Genomic DNA, 14,899 nt, shown 5'->3' with positions numbered 1-14,899 from the left:
TTTTCGCAGGTAGCGTTTCAGCTTCACATGGGTTTGAAGTAAAAGGAGACCGCGATGGGCAACCTCGCACTGGCCGCGAAGGTCACACATGTGCCTTCGTTGTATCTGTCCGAACTCGATGGACCGCACAAAGGCTGCCGCCAGGCGGCAATCGACGGGCACTACGAGATCGGCCGGCGTTGTCGCGAACTGGGTGTCGATACGATCGTCGTGTTCGACGTGCACTGGCTCGTCAATAGCGAGTACCACATCAATTGCGCGCCGAAGTTCGAAGGCATCTATACGAGCAACGAACTGCCGCATTTCATCAACAACATGGCGTATGCGTATCCTGGCAATGTGAGACTCGGCCAGCTGATTGCCGAAGCCGCGAATGAAATGGGCGTGAAAACGCGTGCGCATAGTGAGACCTCGCTCGACCTCGAATACGGCACGCTGGTGCCGATGCGTTACATGAACTCGGATCAGCGCTTCAAGACGGTGTCGATCGCGGGATGGTGCATGTGGCACGACCTGCCGACGAGCGCGCGCTTCGGTCTCGCGGTGCGCAAGGCCATCGAGGAACGCTACGACGGTACTGTTGCGATTCTCGCGAGCGGTTCGCTCAGCCATCACTTCGCGAACAACGGCACGGCCGAGCAGTTCATGCACAAGGTGTGGGACCCGTTTCTCGAGCAGACCGACCGCCACGTCGTGTCGCTATGGGAGAAGGGCGACTGGAAGACCTTTTGCGGCATGCTGCCGCTGTACAACGAGAAATGCTGGGGCGAGGGCGGCATGCACGATACGGCGATGCTGCTCGGTGCGCTCGGTTGGGACCGTTACGAAGGCAAGGCCGAAGTGGTGACGCCTTATTTCGGCAGTTCGGGCACCGGGCAGATCAACGCAATCTTTCCCGTGACGCCGTTGCCGGGCTGATTGCTCGAAGGAGGCTTAACATGCCACATCTCACGCTCGAATACAGCGCCAATCTGGCGAACGACGACAGCATCGGCGCGCTGTGCAGAACGCTCGCGCAAAGCCTCGACGCGCAACGCGAGAACGATCAGCGCGTTTATCCGCTCGGTGGCATACGCGTGCGCGCGTTGCGTTGCGAACAGTATTGCATCGCGGATGGCAGAGAAGATGCCGCCTTTCTGCATGCGAACCTGAAGATCGGCGCGGGCCGCTCCGAAGCCGTAAAGAAAGCGACAGGCGATGCGCTATTCGATGTCATCAAGCAGCACTTCGCCGAAGCCTTCGAAAAGCGGGGCGTTGCGCTATCGCTCGAAGTCGGCGAATTCAGCGAAGCGGGCACGTGGAAGCACAACAATCTGCATGCGCGCCTGAAGGGCTGAAGACAACTGCTGTGCATGGGGCTGCAGTAACGCGCTAAAGCGCCAACTGCCGCCGACAGCTTTACATAGGACGGGAATTGATCATGCTAGACCAGACGACCATTCGCGAACTCGCGGCGAAACTAGACCACGCCGAGAAAACGCGCACGCAATTGCGGCATTTCTCGGCTGCCTATCCGCAGATGACGATCGAAGATGGGTATGCAATCCAGCGCGAATGGGTAAAGATGAAACTGGCCGAAGGCCATGTGATCAGGGGGCGCAAAATCGGCCTGACGTCGCGCGCGATGCAACGCTCGTCGCAGATCGACGAGCCGGACTATGCGCCGCTTCTCGACAGCATGTTTATCGAAAACGGACAGGACATTCGTGCGGACCGCTTCATCGCGCCGCGCGTCGAAGTGGAACTGGCGTTCATCCTCGCGAAGCCGCTCAAGGGCCCCGGCGTGACGCTGTTCGATGTGCTCGACGCGACGGCATACGTGACGCCCGCTGTCGAGATCATCGATGCGCGCATCGAGCAGTTCGACCGCGAGACGCGCGCGCCGCGCAAGGTCTTCGATACGATCTCGGACTTCGCCGCGAATGCGGGCATCGTGATGGGCGGCCGCCCCGTGCGTCCGATGGACGTCGATCTGCGCTGGGTCGGTGCATTGCTCTACAAGAATGGTGCCGTCGAAGAGAGCGGTCTCGCCGCGGCTGTGCTCAATCACCCGGCGACAGGCGTTGCCTGGCTAGCGAACAAGATCGCGCCGTATGACGAGAGCCTCAATGCAAACGACGTGATACTCAGCGGCTCCTTCACGAATCCCATTCCCGCGCGCGCCGGCGATACGTTCCATGTGGATTACGGCCCGTTAGGCGGTATTGCGCTCAACTTTGTCTGAGGGCTCGCTATGGAATGTGTCCAGAATCGCTTCAAGCGCGCGTTGGCGCAAGGCGAGCAGCAATTCGGATTGTGGGCGGCGCTCGCCGATGCGTACGTCGTCGAAGTGCTTGCGACGGCGGGTTTCGACTGGCTGCTCATCGACAACGAGCATGCGCCGAACGATGTGCGCAGCACGCTTGCGCAATTGCAGGCGGTGTCCGCGTATCGGTCGCATCCTGTCGTGCGGCCGGTGAAGAGCGATGCCGCGCTGATCAAGCAGCTGCTCGACATTGGTGCGCAGACCTTGTTGCTGCCGATGATCGATACCGAGGAACAGGCGCAAGCGGCCGTCGCGGCGACGCGTTATCCGCCGCAAGGCGTGCGCGGTGTCGGCAGTGCGCTTGCGCGGGCGTCGCGCTGGAACCGTGTGCCCGATTATCTGGCCACCGCTTTGGATGAGTTGTGCGTGCTCGTGCAGGTTGAGACGCTACAAGGGCTGTCGAATCTCGAAGCGATTGCTAACGTCGATGGCGTGGACGGCGTATTCTTCGGGCCTGCGGATCTGAGCGCATCGATGGGCTTTCTCGGCAAACCTGGCGAACCCGTCGTGCGCGAGGCGATCTGCGAGGGCATTCGAACGGTGCGCGCAGCGGGCAAGGCGGCGGGCGTGCTTGCGTCGGATCGCGCGTTCGCTGCCGAATATCTGGAAGCAGGCGCGACGTTCGTGGCCGTTGGCACCGATACGGGTCTGCTCAGCCGCGCGGCCGCCGATCTTGCGGCCTCATACATCGGCGACGAGAGGAGCGCGAATACGACGGGGAAGGGCGGCTATTAGCGTTGCGTGGATGCGTTCGATGCGGAGGCTGCAGCATGACGTCATCGATCAAACTCGTGCTCTTCGACATGGAAGGCGTGTTGTCCCATTACGACCGTGTCGCGCGGACCAACAGCATGTCGCTGATCACGGGCAAGCCGCCGGAGACCGTGCGCCACGCGATCTGGGGCTCAGGGCTCGAGGCGCGCGCCGATGCCGGCGAGATCACCGACGACGCGTATCTGCTCGAACTCGGCAATCTGCTGGGTTGTCCGATCAGTCGTGACGACTGGCTCATTGCGCGCCACGCGTCGATCACGCCCAACGCCGAATCGCTCGCCGTCGCTGAGCGGATTGCCACGCGTCGCAAGATTGCCGTGCTGACCAACAACTGCCGTCTCGTCACTGATCACATCGGCTATCTGAACCCGCCTGTCGCGAAGCTTTTCGGCTCGCATGTCTATCCGTCGGCTGCGTTTGGCGCGGCGAAGCCCGCGGCCGAAGCGTATCTCGGCTGCGTCGGCTATCTCGGCGTAGAAGCACGCGAGACGCTTTTCATCGACGATTCAGAAGCCAACGTCAAAGGCGCACTCGATGCCGGTTTGCACGCGTATCGCTTCGTCGATGCCGATGCGCTGTCGCGAGAGCTTGCGCGATTCGATCTGCTCTAGCGCTTCTATCGAGGCGACTTCACGCGCCGGATGAAACGCTGTTCGATGACCGTCTTTCCCCACTGCGTGCCCTCTGCCTCCTCGGCCAGCGTGAAGCCGAACGCCTCATACAGATGACGCGCGGCGTCGAGGCCCTTGAACGTCCAAAGATAGGTTTCGTCGAAGCGTTCGTCGACGAAGGCCATCGCGCGTGTCATCAATTGACGGCCCAGACCGGAGCCGCGCAGCGAATCGTCGACGATGAACCAGCGCAGGTGCGCGATGCGTGTCGATGGGTCCGAGTCGATCGCGACCGACGCAAGCGTGCGCGCATTATCGACGACGAGCCACAGTCCCTTATCGGGATCGGGCAATGATTCTGCGAACGCTGCGAGCTCTGTCGCGACGCGTTTTTCGAAGAAGACGCCGAAGCCCGTGTGCTGCGAGTAATAACGCCCATGAAGACTCGCGACATCGCCGATGCAGCCGGGGTAGTAGCCCTCGACGATTTGCACGTTCGGCGCCGATGGCGTCTGACTCTCCTTGGCATCGTTGTCCTGCGCGAGCGCGCTCGCATACAGCGACAGCGCGCGCACCAGCGACTGTTGATCGGAGGGCGCGAGCTTGCGCAATGCGCTCGATACCTGATCGGTTGCGAACTTGTCGATTTTCTTGCGCAGCTGCTGGCCTGCTCTCGTCAGATAGAGCTCCGACGAACGCGCGTCCTCGCTCGATGCCGTGCGCTCGACGAGCCCGGCCGATTCGAGCTTGGCGATCTGCCTGCTGGCATTCGACTTGTCCAGGCGCAGAAGATGAGCGAGATCGCGCGCCTGCATGCCGGGCGTCGCGCCGATTTCGAGGATCGCGTGTACGGCCGACGGCGCAAGATCGCTTTCCGCGAGCGTGGAGCGCATGAAGCCGAGCTCGCGAACGAGCTTGCGCGAGAACTCCCGCAATTCGAGGATGGTCTTGTCTCGCGATTGAGAAGGTTTATCGATGATATCCACCACAGCTCCTTGAGTTGCGCCTCGCAACTACTATAGTTGCGAGGCGCAACTTATGCAAGAGGTGTGATTTTCGTGTGATTTCTCTATGCCTCGCTCACCTTTCACCGATGCCGACGCGGCAACGCGTCGGCGTAGAATCGAATCGCAGTGAATGCGGCTTTTCATTCAATCCGCGCCTATTCCATTGAATCGGGGAGGATCGCGCATGAAAGACGAATCGCAAGGCGAACTGGCGCCGCTCGTCGTGGTGCATCCCGACAGGGAGATCGCAACGAGTCAGCGCCTGCCGTATTTCGTGGGCATTTCGGCCACGACGGCGGGCGCGCAGGCGTTGTCGATGCACCTGGTCGTGGTTCCGCCCGGCGGACACGCCGAACCGCACAGTCACAGCGGCTTTGAAACGGGAATCTATGTTCTGGAAGGGCGCGTAGAAACGCGCTATGGCCCGGGCTTGCGTCAGTCGGTCGTAACGGAAGCCGGGGACTTTCTCTTCATTCCGCCCGGCGTGCCGCATCAGCCTTTCAATCTCAGTACGACGACACCGGCTCGCGCGATTGTGGCGCGCAATCATCCTGACGAGCACGAGCAGGTGGTGCCCTACGACCCGTCCAGCACGCCATAGCAGTCCGCGCAAGAGATATCAGAAAAGCTGAACGATTCGATGCAGATTACGCGTTTTTCTTACGCTCGCGATTGCGGCATAGTAGTCACACGACGACCTACCCGAGATTGTGACCGCCATGAACATGCGAACCGACCACGCGTTGCTGGCCGATCCCCAGTTGAGCTTCGCGAATGTCGCATCGGGCATCTGCATTCCGTACATCGAACGCGGCGCGGGCGAGCCCGTGGTATTCGTCCACGGATCGCTGTGCGACTACCGTTACTGGGACGCGCAGATTGCGCCGCTCTCCGCGCATTTTCGCTGCATCGCTCCGAGCCTCAGCCACTATTGGCCCGCTGCCGACGCATGCATTCAGAACGATTTCAGCTGGCACGCTCACGTCGCCGAACTGGCGGAGTTCATCGACGCGCTCGATCTCGCGCCCGTTCATGTGGTGGGCCACTCGCGGGGCGGTTGCATTGCGTTTCATCTGGCGCGCGAATATCCGCGTCTCGTCAAAACGCTGACGCTTGCCGATCCAGGCGGTCCGCTGCAAAAGGACGGCGCGCGCGAAGCATCGCTGCCCGCTGCCACGAACGCTTTGCGCGCGAAAGTCGCGGGCATGATCGAAGAGGGTATCGTCGAACCGGGACTCGAACTGTTCGTCGATTCCGTCAGCACGCCCGGTGCGTGGAGAAAGAGCACGGCCGCTTTTCGCACGATGGCGCTCGACAATGCGAGCACGCTGCCCAAGCAGTTTTGCGATCCGCTGCCCGCCTATTCTCGCGACGCAGCGTCGGAAGTGACGTGCCGGACGCTGCTCGTCGATGGGCAAAAGAGTCCGCGCATGTTCCGCAATAACGTCGACAGTCTTCAAGAGTGGATCTATCTCGCGGACCGACGAACAATTGAGGGCGCATCGCACGGTATGAACGTCGCGAGTCCGGCTGCTTTCAACCGGACGCTCAGTTCATTTATCGATTATTGATGTCCGCACCAGGCTCGCTCATTTGAGGCGCAGCATCATCTCGACTTCGCGATCCGTATCGTCGTCGATTCCGTCGACGCACGGTTCGTTCTCGACGGCTTCGAATCCCGTCGATCTGTAGAGCGCAATTGCGCCGGCGTTTTCGGCGTCGGTATTCAGCGCGACATGGGTCAGGCCCATTGCGCGTGCGTGATCGATGGCTGCGGCAATCAGTTGCCGCGCGACGCCATTCCTGCGATGCGCCTGCGCGACGAACAAGCCCCACAGAAAGCCCTTTTGCTGCACGGGACGCAACGGGTAACGCCTGAGCCCTGCCACGGCGATCAGCGTGGCGCCGTCGAAGGCGCCGAATACGATCTGGTTCGTCGTCGAACAGATACGCGCCTCGATGTCATCGAGAGTGCGTTTTCCCTCTTCTTCGCGCGTGGACGCGAACGCGTGAGGCGCCTCGTCGATAGCGCACAGGCGCAGCGACGCGTAGGCAGCTGCATCGCTCGCGCACAAGGGGCGAATGTGAGGGCGAACTCGGTTCATCGCGCGATTTTAAGGCACTAAGGCGCGGATCAGGCGCGATCGCGCTTCGAAGTTCATTGACATACGTCATCGTATAACATCCGTCTGCAATCCATTCTCGAGTCCCTTGATCTCGCGCTGCGAGACGTGATAAGCGTGCACGAGCAGTCGCTGGTTGGCATCCAAAAGAAGGATGCTCAGGGTAAACGCGTTATTGCAAAATTCGGTGTGCCGTTTCATTCTGTCATCAGACAACCTATGAGCATGCGTTTGCATTGCTGCGGTTGCGAATCTTGCCGGCAGAGCGCCGGTGCATCAGGAGGAGACGATTCATGGCCAACGTTGTGCAAGGCGTGTCCGCGGCACAGAAGACGCGAATCCGCTACGGGATCGTCGCGATGCTGTTTCTTGTCACGGCCGTCAACTATGCGGACCGTGCGACGCTTTCGATGGCGGGCACCGCGATGTCGAAAGATCTCGGTCTCGACGCGGTTGCCATGGGCTTCATCTTTTCCGCATTCGGCTGGTCGTATGTGATCGGTCAGTTGCCGGGCGGCTGGCTGCTCGACCGCTTCGGATCGAAACGCGTTTACGCGGCGAGCATTTTCATCTGGTCGCTTTTCACGGTATTGCAGGGCACGGTCACTTACCTGAGCATTTCGCTTGCAGTCAGCACGCTATTTGCATTGCGCTTTCTTGTCGGCTTGAGCGAAGCGCCGTCGTTTCCCGCCAATGGCCGCATCGTGGCTGCGTGGTTTCCCGCCGCCGAGCGCGGCACGGCTTCTGCGATTTTCAATTCCGCGCAGTACTTTGCGACCGTGTTGTTCGCGCCGATCATGGGTTGGGTCACGCATCGCTTCGGTTGGCCGTATGTGTTCTATTTCATGGGCGCAGTGGGCATTGTCGTGAGCATCGCGTGGATGAAGACGGTCTACGGTCCCAAAGATCATCCGCGTATCAGCCGCGCCGAACTCGACCACATCAAGGAGGGCGGCGCGCTCGTCGACATGGATGGGCCTAAGAAGCGCAACGTCGCGAATGAAGCGGCGACGCACGAATCGAACGTCGCTGCGCAATCCAACGACGAAGCGCCGAAGTGGTCGTACGTCAAGCAGTTGCTGTGCAACCGGATGCTGCTCGGCGTTTATATCGGCCAGTACTGCATTACGACGCTCACGTATTTCTTCCTGACCTGGTTCCCCGTGTATCTCGTCAAGGAACGCGGCATGTCGATTCTCAATGCGGGTTTCGTCGCCGCCTTGCCTGCTGTGTGCGGATTCATTGGCGGCGTGCTCGGCGGGATCTTCTCCGATTTCCTGATTCGCAAGGGATGTTCGCTGACCGTCGCGCGCAAGGTGCCGATCGTGGTGGGCATGTTGCTGTCGACGAGCATGATCGCTTGCAACTACGTCGATTCGTCGGTCGTCGTCGTGGCGATCATGGCGTTCGCATTTTTCGGCAAGGGGCTGGGCGCGCTCGGCTGGGCCGTCGTCGCGGATACGTCGCCGAAGCAGATCGCCGGTTTGAGCGGCGGCATGTTCAACACGTTCGGCAACATCGCCGCGATCACCACGCCGATCATCATCGGCTACATCGTCAAGCTGACGGGATCGTTTAGTGGCGCGCTCGTGTTCGTCGCTTGCAACGCGCTGGTGGCGATAGTGAGTTATCTGCTGATCGTGGGTGAGATCAAGCGGGTGCACTTGAGGTGATGTTCTGAATGCCTGCAAGCGCGCGCGATTTTCAGTTCGACCGCTTGCGGGCATTTCGCGTTTGGCCGAAACACGCGCTCGCTCGCATCCGTGCCGATAGACGCCATCGCTTAACCAAACTTGAGCCCCGTCTGCTTCATCGCCGCCTGCAATCCCAGCTTCGGGTATTTCTTCGCGACGATGCGCATATCGTTACGCGTCTCTTCAATGAGCCAGTCGCGCAGGTTCGCAACAATCTGCCGCAACGGTTTGTTGGCCGGCGTGAGAAGACAGCAACGCCAATCCGTCACGATCACTTCGTGCTCGGCGGGCAGCAAGGCGCCTTGTGCGAGCCAATGCGATACCACGTCGAGCCTGCCGAGCGCGATGCCCTGGCCAACCAGCGCGGCTTGCACGGCGCTTGCGTAATCGGCGAAGCTCAGCGTGCGCGCGATACGTGGTCCGTTTCCGATGAACTTGTTAAAGCGCTCATGCCAGTCGTGCTGTTCGTCATCCGTTACGAGCAGCGTGTCGCCTTGCGCGCGGCCGGCGTCCGTGCGAACCGTGTCGAGATAGCGCTGATTGCAGACGGGCAGCAGCGTTTCGGGCATCACGAACATGGCGTTCTCGTCGATCTCGCTGTCGTGCAGAAAGCGCATGCCCAGATCCACGTCAGTGAGCGGCCCGTCGCTATGCCCGCAAATCAGTTGAAACCGCAAATCGATGTGAGGGAAAGCCTGCTTCACGCGGCTCATGCGCGGCATCAGCCAGTGCGTTGCGAAGCCCGTCGGTACGGATAGCATGACCGGCTCCACACCCGTCGCGCGGGCCTCGATTTCACGTATGGCGTTTTCGATACCATCGAAGCCGTCTGAAATCGCGCGATACAGAATCTTGCCGTTTTCCGTCAACTCGATGCCGCCGCGCACGCGTTCGAACAGGCGCACGCCGATATGGTCCTCCATGCGCGCGAGCATGCGGCTCACGGCCGGCTGACTCACCTCGAGCTCCTGCGCTGCGTGCGTGAAGTTGCGGCAGCGGGCGGCCGCTTCGAACACGAACAGCGCATTGGCACTCGGCAGTTTCTTGCGAAGGCTGGGCATGATGATGCCTGATCCATCGAGTTGAAAATCGCTGTCGCAATGCGCCCGCCGCTTGCTGCGGCGAGCGATCGCGCGTCGATGAATTCGCCGCCGTGAATCGATTCTCCCGACGCGCGTCCTCTGTCATAAGAGCACTCGCACGCGGATGGAGTTCAATCGGGTGCAATCACGCAAGCCGATGCGCAATCGCGGCGCCCACTTCCGCCGTGTTGGCCTTGCCGCCGAGATCGCCCGTATGCGGGCCGTCCTTCAGCACACCTTCGATGGCGACGAGAATCGCGTCGTGCGCCTCGCGTTCCTTGCCCTGGCCGTGGCCGAGAAAGTCGAGCATCATTGCCGCCGACCAGATCATCGCGATGGGGTTGGCGATCCCCTTGCCCGCGATATCGGGCGCGGAGCCGTGCACGGGTTCGAACAGCGACGGGAACGCGCGGTCGGGGTTCATGTTCGCCGACGGCGCAATGCCGATCGTGCCCGTGCAGGCCGGGCCAAGATCGGAGAGGATATCGCCGAACAGGTTGGTCGCGACCACCACGTCGAAGCGGTCGGGATTCAGCACGAAGCGCGCGCACAGGATGTCGATGTGCTGCTTGTCCCACTTCACGTCGGGATAACGCGCGGCCATTTCGGCGGCGCGCGCGTCCCACCACGGCATGCTGATCGAGATGCCGTTGCTCTTCGTCGCGACCGTGATCTTCTTCGCGCGGCGCTGCGCGAGATCGAAGGCGAACTTCAGCACGCGCTCGGAGCCCTTGCGCGTGAAGATCGACTGCTGCATCACGAATTCGCGCTCGGTGCCTTCGAACATCGTGCCGCCCACCGACGAGTACTCGCCCTCCGTGTTCTCGCGCACGATCATGAAATCGATGTCGCCCGCCTTGCGGCCAGCGAGCGGCGATGGCACGCCATCGAACAGACGCGCGGGACGCAGGTTGATGTACTGGTCGAACTCGCGGCGGAACTTGAGCAGCGAGCCCCACAGCGAGATGTGATCGGGCACGGTGGCGGGCCAGCCGACCGCGCCGAATAGAATCGCATCGACGCCATCGAGTTGTGCCTTCCAGTCGTCCGGCATCATCTGGCCGTGCTGAGCGTAGTAGTCGCAACTGGCCCACTCGATGTGCTGATATGCGAGGCCGATGCCGTAGCGCTTGCTGATGACATCGAGCGCGCGCAGTGCTTCGGGCATCACTTCCTTGCCGATGCCGTCGCCGGGAATCACTGCGATGCGGTAATTACGGATCATAGATGTGTCCTCATGGGGTATGCGTGGGAATGGATCGGCTTCGATCAGGCCGTACGAGCGATCAGTCTATTCGATTCGCCATTTGCGCACCGCCGCAAAACCCATGTAACCGGCGGCTTCAATGCGTCCTATCATGGTAATGACAGTATCCATCAGCGCAGGAGCACACCATGCCCTCCAAGACGCCCGCTGAGCCGCCTGACAAGCCCCTCGACCCCGCGCGATCTTCAACTGGCACGAAGCGCAAAGCGGCCGCGCGCGCCCCGGCAAAACCGAAAGACATCGACAGGCTCGATGCCGATGCAGCCGAGCCCGAGCCGCACGAGCATCTTCCGAGCCGAAGCGACGACAACTGATCCGGGCGCAAGCGTCGGCATCTTCCGCAACGAGTCATGCGGCGAGCCGTGGAGACAATCGAATGCGCTTGCCGGGAATCGACGAACGGTTGCTGATCAAGCAAAGCATCTTCCCGTTCGAACCCGAAGGGAGCAGATCATGCAGAACGTACTCGTAGGCTATGACGGGTCGCCGTCCGCGCGACATGCCGTCACTTTCGCGCTCGATCTCGCGAAGCGTTTCGACGCGCGATTGCACGTGCTCGTCGTGGCGCGCGCGCCCGATTGGGGCGCGATAGAGCTGGAAAGAAAGGAAATGATCGACTACGAGCTGCGCCACGCGAACGAAGTGCTCGATGATATCAAGGCGAAGCTCGCGTCCTCCGGTGAACAGGCCGAGTTCGATCTCGTGGTCGGGCAGCCGGCGAAGGAGATCGTGCTTTACACCGAGCAGCACGGTATCGATCATCTCGTCGTCGGCCATCGCGGACACACGCCGTTCGACCGCTGGCTGATCGGCTCCGTCGCGCGCCAGGTGCTCGCCTATGCGCCGTGTGCCGTGACGATCGTGCGAGATCCGGCGTCCGTGAAGAAGCGTCGCGCAAAGAGCGAACAACGTTCGTCGGAAGACGCCTCGTTCTTCTGAGCGCAACGCGCACTTCTTGATACGCGGCTTTTCGCCGCGTGCTTACGTCTGGTTAACGGACGGGCGTCGAAGCGGCATATCCGTCCCCCGCTTGAATGGATCACAACATGATATAAAATGAAATGAAGCCTTCGAGCGGCTGTCGGATAAGCGGGACTTTGCTGTCGGTACGGACGGGAATAGTCCGCACGGCAAGATCCAAGACCTCCATGGAGAAGAGAGCAGTCTCCGCATCGGAGCAACCGCTACGAAGGCCCTGCATTTTTACAGGGGGAGTAGCCTTGCTTGTCACCTTCCAGTCACCAGCAACGCCGGATGTCGTCATGCTTCGCGACCTCGCGCAGTATCTGCTCGGGTTGATCGGCAAGCGTCTCGACCGCCAGGGTGTGATCGTGCATAACGATTTGCCGGAGGCGATCCGACGTCTCGAAGCTGCTATCGAAGACGATGCCCAGTCCGGTACCGTCTACGAAACGCCGACATCCCGTGCCGATCATCATAAGTCGGGTCTCTCACAACGCGCATGGCCGTTTCTCGACATGCTGCGCGAAGCAAAGCGGCAGGACGCCGATATTCTGTGGGGCTTGTAGCGCCTGTTGTGCGCGCTCCGTGACGATTTACGGCGCGCTATCCGGCGCAACCTCGAAGAGAATGCCGCAACCGACGCGATCCAGCAGTTGCGCATGCCGCTCGCCCGTCCACCAGCGTGCGAAAGGTCCGAGATGATGATGTCCGATCACGATGAGGTCGGCGCGAAGTTTGTCGGCCATCGTCGCAATGCGATCAACGGGGTCGCCGACACAGAAATGTCCCGTTGCGTTCACGCCGCACGCCAATAACCGCTCGATGCCATCGCTCAAGACGTTGCGTGCTGCCTGCTCGTCGATTTCGAAGGCCATCGACGAAAGAACGTCGTACCCGCTCGACCACCACGACGAATCCACGACCGAAAGCAGATGCGTCTCGGCGCCGAGCTGATGTGCAAGCGCCGCTCCACTGCGAAGCGCACGACGTCCTTCGGGCGTTCCGTCATAGCACAGCAGAATGCGTTTGAACGGGATCACTTTGGCACCCCCTCACTCGCTGGTCATTCGAAAGTCACTTCCAACACTCCTGATATTGCTGCCCTTCCGCGCGGGACGAACCTTCGCTGTTTCCAGTGTATATCACGTTGTGAGGTAAATGGTTGCTGGGCACCGGTGTGCAAGCGATGCGCTTTAGGGGTTCGATCGCGAGAAACGCCCGGCGACAACCCAGGGTAACTACCGACAAGACTGTTTAAAAATTGTCAAATGATGTGTTTAGAATGTGGGTTCTAATGGTGCTTCGCACAAGCAACCATTTAATTGCGAACACTCATGCGATTCGCATGGTATAGCGCGGCCCCGCTATGCATGCGGCATCAAAGGACTTAGTAATACTAATGGAGTCTCGTCAATGAGCATTCGGAATTCCGAAGGTGTCATTTCGGCGTGGGAGTCGGGAATCTCCGCTCTCAACGCGTGGGCCAATCCCGTCGTTCAGGAACTGCAACCAGTCGCGGAACTCAATCTGCGCACAATCAGCGCCGTGAACGTCGAGGCACTGAAAAGCCTGAGCACGATCGGCAGTACTCGCACCGCAATTCAATGGAATACGGCGAGCGAGCTTGTAAGACTATTTGCGGACTACGGCACTGAATTGGGCCGCATCGTTTCGCGCCTGAATGACAGGCTGCAGGACGTGGCGCATGCCCAGGCCGAGAAGAATGAAGTACTGGCGCGGTCCATCATGGAAGCGTTCCAGTGTCGTGCCAATGCGGCTTCGGCGCCGTTGACCTCGGTATTCCAGACGATGCTGTCCCCCGCGCCGGATCCGGAAACGGCAGCCCGCCAGGAAACCGAACAGGCGATCGCGGCCGCGCGCGCCGATCGTCTCGTATCTACCGCTCGAACCCGCAAGGCGGTTGTCGATTAATACTACGAATCCTGGCATTGCCTTGCGCAATGCACGCTGTGTCGCCTGCATGACACACGCGCCATGTATTGCGTATTCACGCAGTGCAGTTTGATTGCGAATTACCAGAAGCAGATATCAGAAGCGGTCCGCGAGCCCGAACGACTCGATGGGCTCTTTCGAATCAACCGATGTGTGCGGCCCACGCCGCACCAACCACCGACACGCGACGTCGCAGTGAATAGCGAACGCGCAGGCCAACGCGTAGCGAACGGCCGGAATAAAAGGATCAGTCGGGGAGACCAGTCAACGGCTGCAACTGCGAACCAGTCATTGACGATCGGGAAGTTTCGCAATGAACGTCTGATAGGTGCAAAGGATGACTAATCGAATTGCTTTGGTAACGGGCGGTATGGGCGGTCTTGGCGAGGCCATCAGTATTCGTCTGCATGACGCCGGCTATCGCGTGATCGTCACGTATTCGCCGGGCAACAAGGGTGCGGACGAGTGGCTTGCTGCAATGGAAAAGGCTGGCCGCGCATTCTATGCCGTTCCCGTCGATGTCGCCGACTATGACTCGTGTCACAAGTGCGTGGCGAAGATCACGGCCGAGATCGGTCCCGTCGATATCCTCGTGAACAATGCGGGCATTACGCGCGACATGACGCTGCGCAAGCTCGACAAGGTGAACTGGGACGCCGTCATGCGCACGAATCTCGATTCCGTCTTCAACATGACGAAGCCGCTGTGCGAAATGATGGTGGAGCGCGGCTGGGGACGCGTGATCAACATTTCTTCGGTGAATGGCTCGAAGGGCTCGGTCGGGCAGACCAACTACGCAGCGGCAAAAGCGGGCATGCACGGCTTCACGAAGTCGCTGGCGCTCGAAGTGGCGCGCAAGGGCGTGACTGTCAACACGATTTCACCCGGCTATCTCGCAACGAAGATGGTCACGGCCATTCCGCAGGAAGTCCTCGACACGAAGATCCTGCCGCAGATTCCCGCCGGCCGTCTCGGCAAGCCGGAAGAAGTGGCCGCGCTCGTCGCTTTCCTCTGCTCGGACGACGCGGCATTCATCACGGGTGCAAATCTGGCCGTGAATGGCGGCCAGCATATGAACTGATCGAAAGAAAACGACTGGAGCAAAGGCCCCGGCTAAAGC

The 14,899-nt window shown here is 60.5% G+C and carries 19 protein-coding genes; 13 read left to right on the top strand and 6 right to left on the bottom strand.

Annotated elements, in window-relative coordinates:
• Nucleotides 1–54 precede the first annotated feature (54 nt).
• The 5 genes from hpaD (at nt 55) to BMW76_RS27415 (ending at nt 3,690) form a co-directional block, all read left to right on the top strand.
• Nucleotides 55–918 (top strand): 3,4-dihydroxyphenylacetate 2,3-dioxygenase, encoded by an 864-nt coding sequence (gene hpaD, locus BMW76_RS27435; RefSeq protein WP_090870963.1) that lies wholly within the window; start codon nt 55–57, stop codon nt 916–918.
• A 20-nt stretch (nt 919–938) separates the two neighbouring features.
• Nucleotides 939–1,337: a 5-carboxymethyl-2-hydroxymuconate Delta-isomerase gene (locus BMW76_RS27430; protein ID WP_090870962.1), complete on the top strand. Its 399-nt coding sequence runs from the start codon at nt 939–941 to the stop codon at nt 1,335–1,337.
• Between the two features lie 83 nt (nt 1,338–1,420).
• Nucleotides 1,421–2,224, top strand: a complete 804-nt coding sequence (hpaH, locus tag BMW76_RS27425) for a 2-oxo-hept-4-ene-1,7-dioate hydratase (RefSeq protein WP_090870957.1) — start codon at nt 1,421–1,423, stop codon at nt 2,222–2,224.
• Nucleotides 2,225–2,233: 9 nt separating this feature from the next.
• The gene (hpaI, locus tag BMW76_RS27420) at nt 2,234–3,040 is read left to right on the top strand and encodes a 4-hydroxy-2-oxoheptanedioate aldolase (RefSeq protein ID WP_090870954.1); all 807 of its coding nucleotides are present in this window, start codon (nt 2,234–2,236) and stop codon (nt 3,038–3,040) included.
• 35 nt (nt 3,041–3,075) lie between these two features.
• Nucleotides 3,076–3,690 (top strand): HAD-IA family hydrolase, encoded by a 615-nt coding sequence (locus BMW76_RS27415; protein WP_090870952.1) that lies wholly within the window; start codon nt 3,076–3,078, stop codon nt 3,688–3,690.
• A 5-nt stretch (nt 3,691–3,695) separates the two neighbouring features.
• Here BMW76_RS27415 and BMW76_RS27410 read toward each other — a convergent pair whose 3' ends face one another.
• The gene (locus tag BMW76_RS27410) at nt 3,696–4,676 is read right to left on the bottom strand and encodes a bifunctional helix-turn-helix transcriptional regulator/GNAT family N-acetyltransferase (RefSeq protein ID WP_090870951.1); all 981 of its coding nucleotides are present in this window, start codon (nt 4,674–4,676) and stop codon (nt 3,696–3,698) included.
• Between the two features lie 205 nt (nt 4,677–4,881).
• On the opposite strand from BMW76_RS27410, the gene BMW76_RS27405 reads away from it, so the two are divergent.
• A complete protein-coding gene (locus BMW76_RS27405) occupies nt 4,882–5,298 on the top strand; it encodes a cupin domain-containing protein (RefSeq protein ID WP_090870950.1) in 417 nt (138 codons plus the stop codon).
• Nucleotides 5,299–5,416: 118 nt separating this feature from the next.
• A complete protein-coding gene (locus tag BMW76_RS27400) occupies nt 5,417–6,268 on the top strand; it encodes an alpha/beta fold hydrolase (protein WP_090870948.1) in 852 nt (283 codons plus the stop codon).
• An 18-nt stretch (nt 6,269–6,286) separates the two neighbouring features.
• Here BMW76_RS27400 and BMW76_RS27395 read toward each other — a convergent pair whose 3' ends face one another.
• A complete protein-coding gene (locus BMW76_RS27395) occupies nt 6,287–6,802 on the bottom strand; it encodes a GNAT family N-acetyltransferase (RefSeq protein ID WP_090870946.1) in 516 nt (171 codons plus the stop codon).
• Between the two features lie 311 nt (nt 6,803–7,113).
• Between BMW76_RS27395 and BMW76_RS27385 the strand changes: the two genes are divergently transcribed.
• Nucleotides 7,114–8,493, top strand: a complete 1,380-nt coding sequence (locus tag BMW76_RS27385; protein ID WP_090870942.1) for an MFS transporter — start codon at nt 7,114–7,116, stop codon at nt 8,491–8,493.
• 110 nt (nt 8,494–8,603) lie between these two features.
• On the opposite strand, the gene BMW76_RS27380 is transcribed toward BMW76_RS27385, so the two are convergent.
• The gene (locus BMW76_RS27380) at nt 8,604–9,575 is read right to left on the bottom strand and encodes a LysR family transcriptional regulator (RefSeq protein WP_090870940.1); all 972 of its coding nucleotides are present in this window, start codon (nt 9,573–9,575) and stop codon (nt 8,604–8,606) included.
• Between the two features lie 166 nt (nt 9,576–9,741).
• On the bottom strand, nt 9,742–10,821 hold the full coding sequence (locus tag BMW76_RS27375; protein ID WP_090870938.1) for a tartrate dehydrogenase: 1,080 nt from the start codon (nt 10,819–10,821) through the stop codon (nt 9,742–9,744).
• Between the two features lie 170 nt (nt 10,822–10,991).
• Here BMW76_RS27375 and BMW76_RS27370 point away from each other — a divergent pair, with 170 nt between their 5' ends.
• Both BMW76_RS27370 and BMW76_RS27365 read left to right on the top strand, forming a co-directional pair.
• Nucleotides 10,992–11,177 (top strand): hypothetical protein, encoded by a 186-nt coding sequence (locus BMW76_RS27370; RefSeq protein ID WP_090870936.1) that lies wholly within the window; start codon nt 10,992–10,994, stop codon nt 11,175–11,177.
• A 139-nt stretch (nt 11,178–11,316) separates the two neighbouring features.
• Entirely contained in the window at nt 11,317–11,802 is a 486-nt protein-coding gene (locus BMW76_RS27365; RefSeq protein WP_090870934.1) for a universal stress protein, read from the top strand.
• A 100-nt stretch (nt 11,803–11,902) separates the two neighbouring features.
• On the opposite strand, the gene BMW76_RS41345 is transcribed toward BMW76_RS27365, so the two are convergent.
• Nucleotides 11,903–12,127: a hypothetical protein gene (locus BMW76_RS41345; RefSeq protein ID WP_177200517.1), complete on the bottom strand. Its 225-nt coding sequence runs from the start codon at nt 12,125–12,127 to the stop codon at nt 11,903–11,905.
• Here BMW76_RS41345 and BMW76_RS27360 point away from each other — a divergent pair.
• The gene (locus BMW76_RS27360) at nt 12,084–12,392 is read left to right on the top strand and encodes a DUF1840 domain-containing protein (RefSeq protein ID WP_090870932.1); all 309 of its coding nucleotides are present in this window, start codon (nt 12,084–12,086) and stop codon (nt 12,390–12,392) included. The two genes, BMW76_RS41345 and BMW76_RS27360, sit on opposite strands and share 44 nt — an antisense overlap.
• Before the next feature lie 27 nt (nt 12,393–12,419).
• Here the strand turns inward: BMW76_RS27360 and BMW76_RS27355 are convergent, their stop codons facing one another.
• Entirely contained in the window at nt 12,420–12,866 is a 447-nt protein-coding gene (locus tag BMW76_RS27355; protein ID WP_090870930.1) for a universal stress protein, read from the bottom strand.
• A gap of 373 nt (nt 12,867–13,239) precedes the next feature.
• On the opposite strand from BMW76_RS27355, the gene BMW76_RS27350 reads away from it, so the two are divergent.
• Both BMW76_RS27350 and phbB read left to right on the top strand, forming a co-directional pair.
• Nucleotides 13,240–13,758 carry a Phasin protein gene (locus BMW76_RS27350; protein ID WP_090870928.1) on the top strand — a complete coding sequence of 173 codons (519 nt, stop codon included), beginning with the start codon at nt 13,240–13,242 and terminating at the stop codon, nt 13,756–13,758.
• A 358-nt stretch (nt 13,759–14,116) separates the two neighbouring features.
• The gene (gene phbB / locus BMW76_RS27345; RefSeq protein ID WP_090870926.1) at nt 14,117–14,860 is read left to right on the top strand and encodes an acetoacetyl-CoA reductase; all 744 of its coding nucleotides are present in this window, start codon (nt 14,117–14,119) and stop codon (nt 14,858–14,860) included.
• Nucleotides 14,861–14,899: the final 39 nt, after the last annotated feature.

The sequence above is a fragment of the Paraburkholderia diazotrophica genome, from assembly GCF_900108945.1.
In the GTDB taxonomy this organism is placed as follows: domain Bacteria; phylum Pseudomonadota; class Gammaproteobacteria; order Burkholderiales; family Burkholderiaceae; genus Paraburkholderia; species Paraburkholderia diazotrophica.
This window is presented reverse-complemented; position numbering and strand designations above follow the sequence as displayed.

What these genes read in the sequence shown, in the direction of transcription:
- BMW76_RS27375 (WP_090870938.1), bottom strand. Translation starts at nt 10,821, where the DNA reads ATGATCCGTAATTACCGCATCGCAGTGATTCCCGGCGACGGCATCGGC.
- BMW76_RS27430 (WP_090870962.1), top strand. Translation starts at nt 939, where the DNA reads ATGCCACATCTCACGCTCGAATACAGCGCCAATCTGGCGAACGACGAC.
- BMW76_RS27385 (WP_090870942.1), top strand. Translation starts at nt 7,114, where the DNA reads ATGGCCAACGTTGTGCAAGGCGTGTCCGCGGCACAGAAGACGCGAATC.
- BMW76_RS27370 (WP_090870936.1), top strand. Translation starts at nt 10,992, where the DNA reads ATGCCCTCCAAGACGCCCGCTGAGCCGCCTGACAAGCCCCTCGACCCC.
- BMW76_RS27365 (WP_090870934.1), top strand. Translation starts at nt 11,317, where the DNA reads ATGCAGAACGTACTCGTAGGCTATGACGGGTCGCCGTCCGCGCGACAT.
- BMW76_RS27405 (WP_090870950.1), top strand. Translation starts at nt 4,882, where the DNA reads ATGAAAGACGAATCGCAAGGCGAACTGGCGCCGCTCGTCGTGGTGCAT.
- BMW76_RS27380 (WP_090870940.1), bottom strand. Translation starts at nt 9,575, where the DNA reads ATGCCCAGCCTTCGCAAGAAACTGCCGAGTGCCAATGCGCTGTTCGTG.
- hpaD (WP_090870963.1), top strand. Translation starts at nt 55, where the DNA reads ATGGGCAACCTCGCACTGGCCGCGAAGGTCACACATGTGCCTTCGTTG.
- hpaI (WP_090870954.1), top strand. Translation starts at nt 2,234, where the DNA reads ATGGAATGTGTCCAGAATCGCTTCAAGCGCGCGTTGGCGCAAGGCGAG.
- BMW76_RS27350 (WP_090870928.1), top strand. Translation starts at nt 13,240, where the DNA reads ATGAGCATTCGGAATTCCGAAGGTGTCATTTCGGCGTGGGAGTCGGGA.
- BMW76_RS27400 (WP_090870948.1), top strand. Translation starts at nt 5,417, where the DNA reads ATGAACATGCGAACCGACCACGCGTTGCTGGCCGATCCCCAGTTGAGC.
- phbB (WP_090870926.1), top strand. Translation starts at nt 14,117, where the DNA reads ATGACTAATCGAATTGCTTTGGTAACGGGCGGTATGGGCGGTCTTGGC.
- hpaH (WP_090870957.1), top strand. Translation starts at nt 1,421, where the DNA reads ATGCTAGACCAGACGACCATTCGCGAACTCGCGGCGAAACTAGACCAC.
- BMW76_RS27415 (WP_090870952.1), top strand. Translation starts at nt 3,076, where the DNA reads ATGACGTCATCGATCAAACTCGTGCTCTTCGACATGGAAGGCGTGTTG.
- BMW76_RS27395 (WP_090870946.1), bottom strand. Translation starts at nt 6,802, where the DNA reads ATGAACCGAGTTCGCCCTCACATTCGCCCCTTGTGCGCGAGCGATGCA.
- BMW76_RS41345 (WP_177200517.1), bottom strand. Translation starts at nt 12,127, where the DNA reads ATGACGACATCCGGCGTTGCTGGTGACTGGAAGGTGACAAGCAAGGCT.